Annotated in this window: 13 protein-coding genes; all 13 read right to left on the bottom strand. The window is 70.3% G+C overall.

The window, feature by feature from the left end:
• Positions 1–105: 105 nt before the first annotated feature.
• A complete protein-coding gene (nuoN, locus tag ACZ6S5_RS00005) occupies positions 106–1659 on the bottom strand; it encodes an NADH-quinone oxidoreductase subunit NuoN (RefSeq protein WP_465996055.1) in 1554 nt (517 codons plus the stop codon).
• Positions 1656–3188 carry an NADH-quinone oxidoreductase subunit M gene (locus ACZ6S5_RS00010; protein WP_465996057.1) on the bottom strand — a complete coding sequence of 511 codons (1533 nt, stop codon included), beginning with the start codon at positions 3186–3188 and terminating at the stop codon, positions 1656–1658. The genes nuoN and ACZ6S5_RS00010 overlap by 4 nt, the downstream gene beginning before the upstream one ends.
• 64 nt (positions 3189–3252) lie before the next feature.
• Positions 3253–5178 carry an NADH-quinone oxidoreductase subunit L gene (gene nuoL, locus ACZ6S5_RS00015; RefSeq protein WP_465996059.1) on the bottom strand — a complete coding sequence of 642 codons (1926 nt, stop codon included), beginning with the start codon at positions 5176–5178 and terminating at the stop codon, positions 3253–3255.
• Between the two features lie 10 nt (positions 5179–5188).
• Positions 5189–5506: an NADH-quinone oxidoreductase subunit NuoK gene (nuoK, locus tag ACZ6S5_RS00020; RefSeq protein WP_465996061.1), complete on the bottom strand. Its 318-nt coding sequence runs from the start codon at positions 5504–5506 to the stop codon at positions 5189–5191.
• The gene (locus ACZ6S5_RS00025) at positions 5503–6276 is read right to left on the bottom strand and encodes an NADH-quinone oxidoreductase subunit J (RefSeq protein ID WP_465996063.1); all 774 of its coding nucleotides are present in this window, start codon (positions 6274–6276) and stop codon (positions 5503–5505) included. Before ACZ6S5_RS00025 ends, nuoK begins: the two co-directional genes overlap by 4 nt.
• Positions 6273–6914 carry an NADH-quinone oxidoreductase subunit NuoI gene (nuoI, locus tag ACZ6S5_RS00030; RefSeq protein WP_465996065.1) on the bottom strand — a complete coding sequence of 214 codons (642 nt, stop codon included), beginning with the start codon at positions 6912–6914 and terminating at the stop codon, positions 6273–6275. The genes ACZ6S5_RS00025 and nuoI overlap by 4 nt, the downstream gene beginning before the upstream one ends.
• Position 6915: 1 nt before the next feature.
• A complete protein-coding gene (gene nuoH / locus ACZ6S5_RS00035) occupies positions 6916–8274 on the bottom strand; it encodes an NADH-quinone oxidoreductase subunit NuoH (protein ID WP_465996067.1) in 1359 nt (452 codons plus the stop codon).
• Complete coding sequence (locus tag ACZ6S5_RS00040) at positions 8271–10751, bottom strand: NADH-quinone oxidoreductase subunit G (protein ID WP_465996069.1); 2481 nt, start codon at positions 10749–10751, stop codon at positions 8271–8273. The genes nuoH and ACZ6S5_RS00040 overlap by 4 nt, the downstream gene beginning before the upstream one ends.
• Entirely contained in the window at positions 10751–12067 is a 1317-nt protein-coding gene (gene nuoF / locus ACZ6S5_RS00045; protein WP_465996071.1) for an NADH-quinone oxidoreductase subunit NuoF, read from the bottom strand. Before nuoF ends, ACZ6S5_RS00040 begins: the two co-directional genes overlap by 1 nt.
• Positions 12064–13125, bottom strand: a complete 1062-nt coding sequence (gene nuoE / locus ACZ6S5_RS00050) for an NADH-quinone oxidoreductase subunit NuoE (protein WP_465996073.1) — start codon at positions 13123–13125, stop codon at positions 12064–12066. Before nuoE ends, nuoF begins: the two co-directional genes overlap by 4 nt.
• The gene (locus ACZ6S5_RS00055; protein ID WP_465996075.1) at positions 13122–14447 is read right to left on the bottom strand and encodes an NADH-quinone oxidoreductase subunit D; all 1326 of its coding nucleotides are present in this window, start codon (positions 14445–14447) and stop codon (positions 13122–13124) included. Before ACZ6S5_RS00055 ends, nuoE begins: the two co-directional genes overlap by 4 nt.
• Positions 14444–15178, bottom strand: a complete 735-nt coding sequence (locus ACZ6S5_RS00060) for an NADH-quinone oxidoreductase subunit C (protein ID WP_465996077.1) — start codon at positions 15176–15178, stop codon at positions 14444–14446. Before ACZ6S5_RS00060 ends, ACZ6S5_RS00055 begins: the two co-directional genes overlap by 4 nt.
• Positions 15175–15852 carry a NuoB/complex I 20 kDa subunit family protein gene (locus ACZ6S5_RS00065; protein ID WP_465996079.1) on the bottom strand — a complete coding sequence of 226 codons (678 nt, stop codon included), beginning with the start codon at positions 15850–15852 and terminating at the stop codon, positions 15175–15177. The genes ACZ6S5_RS00060 and ACZ6S5_RS00065 overlap by 4 nt, the downstream gene beginning before the upstream one ends.
• Between the last annotated feature and the right edge of the window lie 11 nt (positions 15853–15863).

Consider the following 15863-nt stretch of genomic DNA (forward strand, 5'->3'; position numbering starts at 1 on the left):
CCATTCCTTCAACCTCACCACCCCGGTTCAACCTCCCAGGGGAGGGGGATACGGACCGGGGGCCGGTACGCGACGCGTACCGGCCCCCGGCGGGAACGACCTCTGTCATCTGACGAATTCGGCGGCACCGTTGGCCAGGTCGAGCAGCGGCGCCGGGGCGACACCGAGGATCAGCGTGGCGAGCACGCCGATGACCAGGGCCGCCGAGGTGAGCGCGCCCGGCACGGCGACCGTCGGGGTGGCGTCACCGGGCTCGGAGAGCCACATCATCACCACGACCCGCAGGTACGGGAAGGCCAGCACCATGCTGGTCAGCACGCCGGCGATCACCAGCCAGGCCTGGTTCGCGTCCAGCGCCGGGGCGAAGATCGCGAACTTGCTGGTGAACCCGCTGGTCAGCGGGATACCGGCGAAGGCCAGCAGGATGAAGGTGAAGATCGCGGCGAAGAACGGCGACCGCCGCCCCAGCCCGGCCCAGCGGGACAGGTGGGTGGCCTCGCCATCGGCGTCCCGGACCAGGGTCACCACGGCGAACGCGGCGATCACCGAGAAGCCGTACGCGACCAGGTAGAACATCGTGCCGGAGAGCCCGTCCTTGCTCGGGGCCAGCACGCCCACCAGCAGGTAGCCGGCGTTCGCGATGGACGAGTAGGCCAGCAGCCGCTTGATGTCCGTCTGGGTCACCGCCAGCACCGCGCCGACCAGCATGGTCAGCACCGCCACCGTGCCCAGCACCGGAGTGAAGTCCCAGGCGGCCCCGGAGAAGGCGACATGGAAGACCCGCAGCAGGGCGCCGAACGCGGCGACCTTGGTGCAGGCGGCCATGAAGCCGGTCACCGGGGTGGGTGCGCCCTGGTAGACGTCCGGCGTCCAGACGTGGAACGGCGCGGCGGCAGCCTTGAAGAGCAGACCGATGGCGAGCAGCGCCATGCCGGCGTAGAGCAGCGTCGGGCTGGCCGACGAGTCGGCCACCGCCGCGTGGATGGTGGCGAAGTCGACGCCGGCCGTACGACCCGGGATGCCCGAGGTGAAGCCGTACACCAGCGCCACGCCGAACAGGAAGAACGCCGAGGCGTACGCGCCGAGCAGGAAGTACTTCATCGCCGCCTCCTGGCTCAGCAGCCGCCGGCGGCGGGCCAGCGCGCAGAGCAGGTAGAGCGGCAGCGAGAAGACCTCGAGCGAGATGAACATGGTGAGCAGGTCGTTCGCCGCCACGAAGATCAGCATGCCGCCGATCGCGAAGGTGACCAGCGGGTACACCTCGGTGGTGCCGCCCGCGCCCTCGGCCTGCCGCCGGTCCTCGGGCGACTCGGCGGTGACCGCGGCGTGGGCCACGAAGGCCCCGCCCCGCTCCACCGAACGCTCGCCGATCAGCAGCAGCGCCATCGTGGCCAGGATCAGGATCGCGCCCTGGAGGAAGAGCGTCGGCCCGTCCACGGCGATGGCCTGGCCGGCCGTGAGCAGCCGGTCGTCGGCGTTGAGGATCACCATGGTCAGCGCGGCGAGCACCGCCAGCAGGGCGAGCGCGAGCTGCACCCCGTTGCGCAGGCGGCGCGGCACGAACGCCTCGACCAGGACGCCGACCAGGGCGGCGCCCAACAGGATCAGGATGGGAGCCAGCGCCGCGTAGTCGAGCGACGGCAGCTTCAGTTCACTCACTTCGCGGCCTCCTGGACGGTGCCGACCGCCGGCGCGGGGTCGGTCCGACCCACGTCCTGCATGGTCGCCTTGACGGCGGGGTTGATGACATCGGTGACCGGCTTCGGATAGAAGCCGAGCAGCACGATGAGCGCGATCAGCGGGGCGACCACGATCTTCTCGCGCAGGGTCAGGTCACGGCGCATGCCGTCGACCTCGGTGAGGGCCGGGTTGAGCGTGCCCTGGGTGGTGCGCTGCACCATCCACAGCACGTACGCCGCGGCCAGGATGATGCCGAGCGTGGCGATCACCGCGACCGGCTTGTTGGTGGTGAACGTGCCGATCAGCACCAGGAACTCGGAGACGAACGGCGCGGTGCCGGGCAGCGCCAGCGAGGCGAGACCGGCGAAGAAGAGCACCCCGGCCAGCAGCGGGACCAGCTTGCCGGCCCCGCCGAAGTCGCTGATCAGCGCCGAGCCGCGGCGGGCGATCAGCATGCCCACCACCAGGAAGAGCAGGCCGGTGGCCAGCCCGTGGTTGAGCATGTAGAGGACCGCGCCGGTGCCGGCCTGGGTGGTGAAGGCGAAGATGCCCACCCCGATGAAGCCGAAGTGCGCGATCGAGGTGTACGACACCAGCCGCTTGAGGTCGTTCTGCCCGACCGCCAGCAGCGCGGCGTAGATGATGCCGATCACGCCGAGCGCCAGCGCCCACGGTGCGAACCACTTGGACGCCTCGGGGAAGAGCGGCAGGCAGTACCGCAGGATCCCGAAGGTGCCGACCTTGTCCAGCACGCCGACCAGCAGCGCCGCCGCGCCGGCCGGGGCCGCGCCACCGGCGTCCGGCAGCCAGGTGTGGAACGGGAAGAACGGCGCCTTGATCGCGAACGCGAGGAAGAAGCCGAGGAAGAGCCAGCGGGCCGTGTTGACGTCGATGTCGACCTGGCTCAGCGCCTGCCAGTCGAAGGTCTTCCCACCGACCACCCAGAGGCCGATCACCGCGGCGAGCATGAACAGACCGCCGACCAGCGAGTAGAGGAAGAACTTCACCGCCGCGTACTGCCGCTGGTGGCCGCCGTAGCTGCCGATGAGGAAGTACATCGGCACCAGCATGACCTCGAAGAACACGTAGAAGAGGAAGACGTCGGCGGCCGCGAAGACGCCGATCATCGTGCACTCGAGGACGAGCAGCAGCGCGAAGTAGACCGGCACCGAGCGCTTGGACTGCTCGGCGTCGTGCCAGGAGGCCAGGATCACCAGCGGCACCAGGATCGCGATCAGCATCAGCATGACCAGCGCGATGCCGTCCACCTCGAAGGTGAAGTTGACGCCCCAGTTCGGGATCCACGCGTACGACTCGCGGAACTGGAACCGGTCACCGTCGGCCTGGAAGGCGATCCACATGACCACCGAGAGCACCAGCACCAGCAGCGACCAGCCGAACGCCACCAGTTTGGCCAGGTCCGGCCGCCGACGCGGCAGCAGGGCCACGACCAGGGCGCCGACCAGCGGTGCCACGGTCAGCACCGAGAGGAACGGGAAGTTGGACATTATTCGGCCTTACCTCCGTCGTGACTGCGTGGCCCGCCGGCGGGGGCGGCCGCGTTCAGGTCGATCACGCCAACCACCCCGCCTGCACCGCCAGGAACGCCGCCACCACGAGCAGCGCGCCGGTGAGGATCGAGGTCGCGTACGACCGCACGAAACCGGTCTGCAGCCGCCGGAGCCGGCCGGAGCCCCCGCCCACCGCGGCGGCGAGGCCGTTGACCAGCCCGTCGACGCCCCGGTTGTCGAGGAAGACCAGCGCCCGGGTGAGGAAGATGCCCGGCTTCTCGAAGACCGCCTCGTTGAAGGCGTCCGTGTAGAGGTTCCGGCGGGCGGCGGTGACCAGCACGCCGGCCGGCTGCGGCTCGGTGGCCGTGCCGTTGCGGAACAGGAACCAGGCCAGTCCGGCGCCGAGCACGGTCACCAGCAGCGACAGCGTGGTGATCAGCCAGTGCGCGAGGACCGCCTCGTGGCCCTTCTCCTGACCGCCCAGGCCGGCGGTCGCCTCCAGCCAGTCCGGCACGGAGGTGGCGAGCAGGAAGCCCGCCCCGACCGAGCCGATCGCCAGCAGGATCAGCGGGATGGTCATCAGCTTCGGCGACTCGTGCGGGTGCTCGATGTCCTCGGTCCAGCGGGCCGGGCCGTGGAAGGTGAGCACGAAGAGCCGGGTCATGTAGAACGCGGTGAGCCCGGCGCCGACCAGCGCCGCCGTGCCGAAGAGCCAGGCGGTCCAGCCCTCCCGCTCGAACGCGGCCACGATGATCGGCTCCTTGGAGAAGAAGCCGGAGAACGGGAACATGCCGATGATGGCCAGCCAGCCCATCATGAAGGTCAGCCAGGTGACCTTCATGTACTTCGACAGGTTGCCGAAGCGGCGGATGTCCACCTGGTCGTTCATGCCGTGCATGACCGAGCCGGCGCCGAGGAACATGTTGGCCTTGAAGAAGCCGTGCGCCAGCAGGTGCACGATGGCCAGCGCGTACGCCGCGCCGCCGAGGCCGACGCCGAGGAACATGTAGCCGATCTGGCTCACCGTGGACCAGGCCAGCACCCGCTTGATGTCGTCCTTGGCCGCGCCGATGAGGCAGCCCATCAGCAGGGTGATCGCGCCGACGCTGACCACCACCAACTGCAGGGCCGTGTTGGCCGAGAAGATCGGGTTGGAGCGGGCGATCAGGTAGACGCCCGCGGTGACCATGGTGGCCGCGTGGATGAGCGCGGAGACCGGGGTCGGGCCCTCCATCGCGTCCGGCAGCCACGCCTGCAGCGGGAACTGACCGGACTTGCCGGTCGCGCCGAGCAGCAGCAGCAGGCCGAGCACCAGCACGGTGGTCTGGCTCAGCGCGCCGACGCCGTTGAACACGTCCTCGTACTGGGTGCTGCCGAGCTGGGCGAACAGGACGAAGATGCCGATGGCCAGGCCGGCGTCACCGACCCGGTTCATCAGGAACGCCTTCTTACCGGCGGTGGCCGCGCTCGGCCGGCCGTACCAGAAGGAGATCAGCAGGTACGACGCCAGACCGACGCCCTCCCAGCCGAAGTAGAGCATCACGTAGTTGTTGCCGAGCACCAGCAGCAGCATCGCGGCGACGAACAGGTTGAAGTACCCGAAGAACCGCCGCCGGCCCTCGTCGTGCGCCATGTACTCGACCGCGTACAGGTGGATCAGGAAACCCACCCCGGTGATCAGCAGGACGAAGACCGCGGCCAGCGGGTCGAAGAGCAGACCGAAGTCCACCTTCAGGTCGCCGGCCGTGATGAACTGCCAGAGGCTCAGCTGGACCTGCTTGTTCTCCAGCCCACGGAGCTGGAAGAAGTAGGTCAGGCCGAGCACGAAGGCGGCGCCGATGGCGCCCACGCCCAGCCAGTGGCCCCAGCGGTCGGCCCGCCGGCCGAGCAGCAGCAGGATCGCCGCGCTGACCAGCGGGATGGCCACCAGCAGCCAGACGCTGCCGAGGAACCCGGAGGCTTCCGCGAATCGCACAGTCTCTTCCACCGCAGGCCCCTCAGTACTTCAGCAGGTTGGCGTCGTCGACGCTCGCCGAGCGCCGGGTCCGGAAGATCGACATGATGATCGCCAGCCCAACCACGACCTCGGCCGCCGCCACCACCATCACGAAGAACGCCATGATCTGGCCGTTCAGGTCGCCGTTGATCCGGCTGAAGGTGACCAGCGTCAGGTTCGCCGCGTTGAGCATCAGCTCGACGCACATGAACAGGACGATCGCGTTCCGCCGGACCAGCACCCCGACCGCGCCGATGGTGAAGAGCACCGCGGCGAGGACCAGGTAGTAGTTCGGCTCGACCGAGAAGAAAGTGCTCATTTCCTTTCCGTCCCCTTCAGGGAGGTTTCCTCGGCGGTCAGCTCCCGGGCCGGCAGGATCTCCGGGATGCTCCGCTCGGTCAGCCGGCCGTCGGGCAGGCGGGCCGGCGTGGCCACCGAACTCGAGGTGGCGAAGACGCCCGGTCCGGGCTTCGGGCCGGGGTAGTTGCCGGGGCGGAACCGGGCCTTCATGGTGGCGATCTGGTCCATCCGGTCCTCCTTGCGCCGCTCGACGTGCGCCAGCACCATCGCGCCGACGGCCGCCGTGATCAGCAGCGCGGAGGTCAGCTCGAAGGCGAAGACGTACTTGGTGAAGAGCAGCCGGGCGATGCCCTGCACGTTGCCCTCGGCGTTCGGCTTGTCCAGGCCGACCGCCCGGACGCCGTCGAGCGCCCGGTACAGGCCCGTGCCGACCAGCCCGGCGAAGCCGAGGGCCAGCACGATCGCCGCCGTGCGCTGCCCGCGCAGCGTCTCGATCAGCGAGTCGGAGGCGTCCCGGCCGACCAGCATCAGCACGAACAGGAACAGCATCATGATCGCGCCGGTGTAGACGATGATCTGCACCATGCCGATGAACGGCCCGGCCTGGAGGACGTAGAACACGCCCAGGCAGAGCATGGTCAGCACCAGCCAGAGCGCCGAGTGCACCGCGTTGCGGGCCCACACCATGCCGATCGCGCCGATCAGGGCCAGCGGGGCGAGGATCCAGAACGTCACCGCCTCGCCGCCACCGACCGAGGCCGCCTCGGCGAGCACCGTCTGCGTGGTCATGCCGTGTCTCCCTTGCCTGCCGCCGCCCGCTGGGCCGCCTGCTCGGCGCCCGGGAACGTCACCCCGGGGTGCTCGTCCAGCTGGTACCGGCCGGGCCCCATCGGCGAACGCTCGGCGCCGGCCGAGGTGCCCGGGTTGGTCAGGCCGCCGACGTAGTAGTCCTTCTCACTGTCACCCAGCCGCATCGGGTGCGGCGGCTGCTCCATCCCGGGCAGCAGCGGCGCGAGCAGCTGCTCCTTCGTGAAGATCAGATCCTGCCGGTTGTCCCGGGCCAGCTCGTACTCGTTGCTCATGGTGAGCGAGCGGGTCGGGCAGGCCTCGATGCAGAGCCCGCAGAAGATGCAGCGGGCGTAGTTGATCTGGTAGACGCTGGCGTACCGCTCGCCCGGGGAGAACCGCTGCTCCTCGGAGTTGTCGCCACCCTCGACGTAGATCGCGTCGGCCGGGCAGGCCCAGGCGCACAGCTCGCAGCCGATGCACTTCTCCAGCCCGTCGGGGTGCCGGTTCAGGATGTGCCGCCCGTGGTAGCGCGGCGCCGAGACCGGCGGCTTGAACGGGTAGTCGGTGGTGACGACCTTCCTGAACATGTGCGAGAAGGTGACCCCGAAGCCCTTGAACGTTCCGGTGATTGCGCCCACGTCACACCTCCCTGGAGTCCGTGCCGGCGACGACGTTGGCCGGCTCCCGCTCGGCGACCACGCGCTTGGTGCGCGGGCTCGGTGGTACCTGCAGGTCCATCGGGGGCAGCGGGAAGCTGCCGTGCGGCCGGCTGTTGACCTGCTCCTGCAGCGCCGGCTTCGGCTCCTTCTTCCGGCTCGGCCAGAAGAGCGTGGCCAGCAGCAGGACGCCCGCGCCGATGCCGGTGGCGAGCAGCCGGTCCCTGGTCTGCCAGTCCTCGATCGAGCGCAGGCCGGCCAGGACCAGGATCCAGACCAGGTTGATCGGGAGCAGGACCTTCCAGCCGAAGCGCATGAACTGGTCGTACCGGAGCCGGGGCAGGGTGCCCCGCAGCCAGACGAAGACGAAGACCAGGATCAGCACCTTGCCGAAGAACCAGAGCATCGGCCACCAGCCGGAGTTGGCGCCGGCCCAGAAGGTGGTGATCGGGGCCGGGGCCCGCCACCCGCCCAGGAAGAGCGTGGTGGTGACCGCGGACATGGTCACCATCGAGACGTACTCGGAGAGCATGAAGAGCGCGAACTTCAGCGAGCTGTATTCGGTCATGAAGCCCGCGACCAGCTCCGACTCCGCCTCGGGCAGGTCGAACGGCGCCCGGTTGGTCTCACCGACGGTGGCGATGAAGAAGATGACGAAGCTGGGCAGCAGCAGGATCGCGTACCAGCCGGGGGCGGTGACGTTCCAGCCGAGGACGTCCAGCTTCGAGCCGTGCGCCTGGGCGGCCACGATCCCGCTGGTCGACATCGTGCCGGCGGTCATGAACACCGCCACGATGCTCAGCCCCATGGCGACCTCGTACGAGATCATCTGGGCGCTGGACCGGAGACCGCCCAGCAGCGGGTAGGTCGAGCCGGAGGCCCAGCCGCCGAGCACGATGCCGTAGATGCCCATCGAGGAGCAGGCCAGCAGCACCAGCACCGCCACCGACACGTCGGTGACCTGCAGCGGCGTCCAGTGCCCGAAGATGCTGACCTTCGGCCCGAACGGCACCACCGACAGCGCGGTGACCGCGCAGATCACCGAGATGGTCGGCGCGAAGAAGTAGACGACCTTGTCGGCGGTCCGCGGGAGGATGTCCTCCTTGAAGGCCATCTTCAGGCCGTCGGCGAGGGTCTGCAGCAGGCCGAACGGGCCGACCTGGTTCGGGCCGGGCCGCACGGCCATGCGACCGACCACCCGCCGCTCGAACCAGACGCCGAGCAGCGTGGCCAGCAGACCGAAGACGAAGGCGAACAGGATCTTGATGAGGACCAGCCACCACGGGTCCTTGCCGAAGTCGGCCAGCGTCGGATCCTGTGCGGCCGCGAGGACCGGGCTCATTGAACACCCCCAGCGTTGAGGAGCGGACCCGGGCGACCGGCCGCGTCCGCGGCGACCGCGGCGGCGGAGACCTTCACGACCGCACCGGACGTCGCGCCGAGGCTGCGCCGGACGGTCGAGCCGGGTGAGTTGGTCGGCAGCCAGACGACGCCGTCCGGCATCTCGGTGATCGCCGCCGGCAGGGTGACCGCGCCGCGGTCGGTGCCCACGGTCACCGGGTCACCGTCGGCCACGCCGAGCGCCTCGGCGATGCCCTTGCCGAGCCGGACCACCGGCGGGCGGGCGGTGCCGGCGAGGTGCTCGTCGCCGTCGGTGAGGCTGCCGAGGTCGATCAGCTGGTGCCAGGTGGCCAGCACGGCCTCCCCGGCGCCGGGCTGCGGCAGCGCCTCCGGCTCGACCGCCGGCGCGCCCGGGCGGTCGACCCGGGTCGGCGGCAGCGCGCCCAGCTCCCGGCGGACGCTCATCACGTCGCCGGCGCCGAGTCGCACGTCGAGCTGGGCGGCGAGCGCGTCGAGCACCCGGCCGTCGGTCATCGCGTCCGTCTCCAGCACGGCGTCGAAGGTGCGCAGCCGGCCCTCCCAGTCCAGGAAGCTGCCGCCCTTCTCGACCACCGGGGCGACCGGGAAGACCACGTCGGCCCGGCGGGCCACCGCGCTCATCCGCAGTTCGAGGCTGACCAGGAACGGCACCGCGTCGAGGGCCTGCTCGGCCAGCCGCGGGTCGGCCAGGTCGGCCGGGTCCACGCCGGCCACCACCAGGGCCCCCACCTGACCGTTGGCGGCCGCGGTGAGGATGCCGTCGGTGTCCCGGCCGGCCTGGCTCGGGATCACCCCGGCCGGGATGTCCCACGCCTCGCCCAGCTCGGCGCGGGCCGCCGGCTCGGTGACCAGGCGCCCGCCGGGGAGCAGGTTGGGCAGGCAGCCCGCGTCGACCGCGCCGCGGTCACCCGCGCGCCGCGGCACCCAGGCCAGCTTGGCCCCGGTACGCCGGGCGACGTCCGCCGCGGCGGAGAGCCCGCCCGGCACCGAGCCGAGCCGCTCGCCGGCGATCAGGATCGCGCCCGGCCGGCTCAGCGCCTCGGCCACCGTGGCGTGCTCGGCCAGCACGCTGGCCTCCTCGCCCGGCACCACCCGGGCCAGCTTGGCCCCGAGCTTCTCCAGGCCGCGGGTCGCGAACGGCGCGATGGCGTACACCGTGAGCTTCTTCTTCAGGTACGCCTTGCGCAGCCGCAGGAAGAGGATCGGGCACTCCTCCTCCGGCTCCAGGCCGACCAGCACCACCGCGGGCGCGTTCTCCACGTCCGTGTAGGTCACGTCGGTGACCCCGGCGACGCTGCTGGCCAGGAAATCGGCCTCCTCGCGGGAGACCGGGCGGGCCCGGAAGTCGATGTCGTTGGTGTGCAGTGCGACCCGCGCGAACTTGGCGTACGCGTAGGCGTCCTCGACGGTCAGCCGGCCGCCGGTGAGCACGGCCGAGCCCTGCCCGCCGTCCCGGGCGGCGCGCAGCCCCTCGGCGGCCCGGGTGAGCGCCTCGCTCCAGGACGCCTCGCGCAGCTCACCGGTCCGCTCGTCGCGAACCAGCGGGGTGGTGAGCCGGTCGAACGCCCGGGCGTACTGGAAGCCCCAGCGGCCCTTGTCGCAGTTCCACTCCTCGTTCACCGCCGGGTCGTCGCCGGCCAGCCGGCGCAGCACCTTGCCGCGCCGCCAGTCGGTGCGCTGGGCGCAGCCGGCCGAGCAGTGCTCGCAGACGCTCGGGGTGGAGACGAGGTCGAACGGGCGGGCCCGGAACCGGTACTGGGCGCCGGTCAGCGCGCCGACCGGGCAGATCTGCACCGTGTTCCCGGAGAAGTACGAGTTGAACGGGACGTCCCCCTCGTCGCCCTCCTCGCCGTACGCGTCGTCCCGGTAGATGTTGATCTCCTCGGCCGACGACCGGTTCATCAGGTCGATGAACTTGTCGCCGGCGATCTCCTCGGAGAACCGGGTGCAGCGCTGGCAGAGCACGCAGCGCTCGCGGTCGAGCAGCACCTGGGTGCTGATCGGCAGCGGCTTGGGGTACTCCCGCTTGTGCTCGTGGAACCGCGAGTCGGTCCGGCCGGTCGACATCGCCTGGTTCTGCAGCGGGCACTCGCCGCCCTTGTCGCACATCGGGCAGTCGAGCGGGTGGTTGAGGAGCAGCAGCTCCATCACCCCCTCCTGTGCCTTCTTGGCGACCGGCGAGGTGAGCTGGGTCCGGACCACCATCCCGTCGGCGACGGTCTGGGTGCAGGAGGCGACCGGCTTGCGCTGGCCCTCCACCTCCACCAGGCACTGCCGGCAGGCGCCGGCCGGGGCCAGCAGCGGGTGGTCGCAGAACCGCGGGATCTCGGTGCCCAGCTGCTCGGCGACCCGGATCAGCAGCGCCCCCTTGGGCGCGGTGACCTGGACGCCGTCGATGGTGAGCGTGACGGTCTCGGTCTGCTTGGCTACGTCGGTCATCAGTGCGCTCCCACCAGCTGCTTGTCCGACAGCTTCGGTGCGGTACGTCCCTCGATGTAGTCGAGGTAGTCCTGCTTGAAGTACTTCAGGGAGGAGGTCACCGAGCTGGTCGCACCGTCACCCAGACCGCAGAACGAGCGGCCGAGGATGTTGTCGCAGGTGTCGAGCAGGGTGTCCAGGTCCTCGTGGGTGCCCTGGCCGGCCAGGATGCGCCGGTAGACCCGGACCATCCAGTAGTTGCCCTCGCGGCACGGGGTGCACTTGCCGCACGACTCGTGGTGGTAGAACTCCAGCCATCGGTAGGTCGCGTACACCGGGCAGTCCTGGTCGGAGAAGATCTGCGTGGCCGTGGTGCCCAGGATCGAGCCGGCCGCCGCCACCCCCTCGAAGTCCAGCGGCACGTCCAGGTGCTCGGCGGTGAGCAGCGGGGTCGACGACCCGCCCGGGGTCCAGAACTTCAGGTTGTGCCCGGGCTGCATGCCGCCGGCCAGCTCGATCAGCTCGCGCAGGGTGATCCCCATCGAGCACTCGTACTGGCCGGGGTTGGCGATCCGGCCGGAGAGCGAGTAGATCATCGGGCCGGACGACTTCTCCGTACCCATGGTCTTCCACCAGTCGGCGCCGCCGAGCACGATGTACGGCACGCTGGCGATGGTGCCGACGTTGTTGACCACGGTCGGGCTGGCGTAGAGGCCGTGGGTCGCCGGGAACGGCGGGCGCAGCCGGGGCTGGCCCCGGAAGCCCTCCAGCGAGTCCAGCAGCGCGGTCTCCTCACCACAGATGTACGCCCCGGCGCCCGAGTGCACCACCAGCTCCAGGTCGAACTTGGAGCCGAGGATGTTCCGCCCGAGGTAGCCCTTGGCGTACGCCTCCTGGACCGCGTTGCGCAGCCGGCGGGCGGCGTGCACCGCCTCACCACGGATGTAGATGTAGGCGCGGTTGGCCCGGATCGCGTACGAGGCGATGATCACGCCCTCGACCAGCGAGTGCGGGTCGTGCGTCATCAGCGGCAGGTCCTTGCAGGTGCCCGGCTCGCCCTCGTCGGCGTTCACCACCAGGTAGTGCGGCTTGTCGTCGCCCTGCGGGATGAAACCCCACTTGAGACCGGTCGGGAAGCCCGCGCCGCCCCGGCCGCGCAGCCCGGAGTCCTTCATCAACTGGATCAGGTCGTCCGGGTGGGCCTTGAGCGCCTTGCGCAGGGCGGCGTAGCCGTCCAGCTTCTCGTACGTGCCGAGCCGCCAGGCATCCGGCGACAGCCAGCGCTTGGTCAGCACCGGCGTCAGCTTCGCCAACGTCTCCTGTCGAGGCGTCGTCACTTCTGAGCCTCCTTCAGGTTGCGCTCCTGTGCCCCGGCCTCGTCACCCGCGGGCTTACCGTCACCGGCCGGCGGGTTCGCCGCCGCGCCGGCCGCCTCGGCCGCCTGCGCGTCGCGCGGCGCCGGCGGCGCACCATCGGTCGGGACCTTGGTGCCCGGGGCGTCCGGGACGGCGGTGCGGGCGTCCGGCTGCCGGGTCTCGGCGGTACGCACCTGCGGCGACTTGTCGTCCGGTGCCTTCACGTCCGGAGCGGTGCTGCCGGTGGCCGCCGCCGGCTTGGCCGGCTCGGCCGCACCCGCGTTGCCGGCCGTGGCAGCGGGCTTCGCCGCCTCGGCCTTCGCCTTCGCCTCGGCGGCGGCCTTGTCGGCCTCGACCTTGCTGCGGATCGGCGTGTTCGGGTCGAAGCCCGGCACCGAGATGCCGTGCTGCTCGGCCAGGCGCAGCCCGCGCAGGCTCGGCTCACCCGGCTCGCCGTCGGCCACCGCGCCCTCGCGCTCGTCGGCGAAACCGGCGAGCTGGACGGCCATCTCCTTCAGCGTGCAGAGCCGGGCGCCCCGGGTCGGCATCGGCCGGCCGCCGGCGCGCAACTCCTCGACCACGCCCAGCGCGGACTGCGCGTCGACGTTGTCGAAGAAGTCGTAGTTGACCGTCATCACCGGGCCGTAGTCGCACGCCGCCAGGCACTCGGCGTGCTCCAGGGTGATCCGGCCGTCCTCGGTGGTCTCGTCGTGTCCGACGCCGAGGTGCTCGGCCAGGGTGTCGTAGACCTCCTGGCCGCCCAGCACGTTGCACATGGTGTTGGTGCAGACGCTGACCAGGTAGTCACCGGTGGGCTTGCGCTTGTACATGGTGTAGAAGGTGGCCACCGCGCCGACCTGGGCCTTGTTCAGGCCGAGCACCTCGGCGCAGAACTCGACACCGGCCGGGGAGACGTACCCCTCCTCGGACTGGACCAGGTGCAGCAGCGGCAGCAGCGCCGAGCGGGACCGGTCCGCCGGGTACCGGGCGACGATCTCCCGCGCCCGGGCCCGGGTCTCTTCAGTGAAAGCAGTCGTCATCGGTCACATCCACCCATCACGGGGTCCAGCGAGGCGCCACCGGCGATCACGTCGGCGATCAGGCCACCCTCGGCCATCGCCGGGAGCGCCTGGAGGTTGACGAAGCTCGGCTCCCGGTAGTGCACCCGGTACGGCCGCGTGCCGCCGTCCGAGACCGCATGCACGCCCAGCTCGCCACGGGGCGACTCGATACCGACGTACACCTGGCCCGGCGGTACCCGGAAGCCCTCGGTGACGAGCTTGAAGTGGTGGATCAGCGACTCCATCGACTGGCCCATGATCTTGGCGACGTGCTCCAGCGAGTTGCCCATGCCGTCGACGCCGATGGCGAGCTGCGCCGGCCAGGCGATCTTGCGGTCGGCGACCATCACCGGGCCCGGCTTGAGCCGGTCCACCGCCTGCTCGACGAGCTTGAGCGACTCCCGGATCTCGGCGAGCCGGACCAGATATCGGCCCCACACGTCGCCGTCGGTGTGCGTCGGCACATCGAACTCGTACGTCTCGTAGCCGCAGTACGGCATCGTCTTGCGCAGGTCCCAGGCGAGGCCGGCGGAGCGCAGCACCGGCCCGGTGACGCCGAGCGCGAGGCAACCGGTCACGTCGAGCACGGCGACGTTCTTGGTCCGCTCGATCCAGATCGGCTGCCCGGAGAGGAGATCCTCATACTCCTTGAGCTTCTTCGGCATCAGCTTCAGGAACTCGTGGATCTTGACGATCGCCTCATCCGGCACGTCCTGCGCCACGCCGCCCGGGCGGACGTACGCGTGGTTCATCCGCAGGCCGGTGATGATCTCGAAGATCTCCAGGATGTGCTCCCGCTCGCGGAAGCCGTACAGCATCATGTTGATCGCGCCGAGCTCCATGCCGGTGGTGGCCAGCCAGACCAGGTGCGAGGAGATCCGGTTCAGCTCCATCATCAGGACCCGGATGGTGGTCGCCCGCTCGGTGATCTCGTCCTCGATCCCCAGCAGTCTCTCCACCGCCAGCGCGTACGCCGTCTCGTTGAACAGCGGGGAGAGGTAGTCCATCCGGGTCACGAAGGTCGAGCCCTGGACCCAGTTCCGGTACTCGAGGTTCTTCTCGATGCCGGTGTGCAGGTAGCCGACGACCGAGCGGGCCTCGCGGACCGTCTCGCCCTCCAGCTCGAGGATCAGGCGGAGCACGCCGTGCGTGGACGGGTGCTGCGGCCCCATGTTGACGACGATCCGCTCGTCGTTGATCGGGTCGGTGCCGGAGACGACCTGGTCCCAGTCCCCACCGGTGACGGTGAAGACCTTGCCCTCGGTGGTCTCGCGCTCGGTCGCGTAGTTCGACGTCGTCACTGGTAGGACCTCCTCCGGTCCGGCGGCGGGATCTCGGCGCCCTTGTACTCGACCGGGACGCCACCCAGCGGATAGTCCTTGCGCTGCGGGTGCCCCTCCCAGTCGTCCGGCATGAGGATCCGGGTCAGGTTGGGGTGGCCGTCGAAGACGATGCCGAACATGTCGTACGTCTCCCGCTCCTGCCAGTCGGCGGTCGGGTAGACGCCGGTGACGCTCGGCAGGTGCGGGTCCTCGGCGGAGACCGCGGCCTCCAGCCGCACGCGGCGCCGGTAGGTCATTGAGGTGAGCTGGTAGACGACGTGCAGCCGGCGCTCGTCGGCGCCCAGGTAGTCCACGCCGGACACCGAGGAGCAGAGCTCGAAGCGGAGCGCCAGGTCATCGCGCATCACCTGGCAGACCTCGGCGATCCGCTCCGGGCGGACGTGCAGGGTCAGCTCGCCCCGGTCGACCACGACCTTCTCGATCGCGTCGCCGAACTCGGGGTACGCCTCCTCCAGCGCGTCGCGGACCTCGTCGAAGTAGCCGCCGTACGGCCGGGGGCTCTCCTCGATCGGCTTGCGCGGGCGGACCAGGCCGCCGAAACCGGAGACGTCGCCGGTGCCGTGGATGCCGAACATGCCCCGGCCGGCCGGGCTGGCCGGCGGGAACTCGGCCGGGGCGCCGCTGGTGGAGCCGATCGGCGTGGTCGGTGCCGGTACGCCCCCACCCGGCTTCTCGCTAGGTGCGGTCACTTCACACCCCCGTGCTGGTGCAGGTGGTTCTGGGCCTTCATCCAGTTCTCGATCCGCAGCTGCTCCTCGCGCCCCTCGCGGACGGCCTTCGTCCACTCGGCGCGCCGGGCCTTGTCGTTGCGGTACGACGAGGGCATCGAGCCGTAGGGCACCACGGGAACGTCACCGCGCTCCTTGCGGGCCTCCAGCATCTTGCGGCCGTTCGGGCCCAGCGGCTCGTACATGATCTTCTCGCGCAGCTTGAGCACCGCGTCGATGAGCATCTCCGGCCGGGGCGGGCAGCCCGGGAGGTACATGTCGACCGGCACGACGTGGTCCACGCCCTGCACGATCGCGTAGTTGTTGAACATGCCGCCACTGCTGGCGCAGACGCCCATCGAGATGACCCAGCGCGGCTCGGCCATCTGGTCGTAGATCTGCCGCAGCACCGGGGCCATCTTCTGGCTCACCCGGCCGGCCACGATCATCAGGTCCGCCTGCCGGGGCGAGGCCCGGAAGACCTCCATGCCCCAGCGGCCCATGTCGTAGTGCGGGCCACCGGCCGCCATCATCTCGATGGCGCAGCAGGCCAGGCCGAACGTGGCGCCCCAGACGGACGACTTCCGCGACCAGTTGACCAGCTTCTCCACGGAGGTGAGCAGGACGCCGGCGGGAAGCTTCTCCTCGATACCCATCTGCGTACCTT

The organism is Micromonospora sp. NPDC051924 (genome assembly GCF_055586005.1).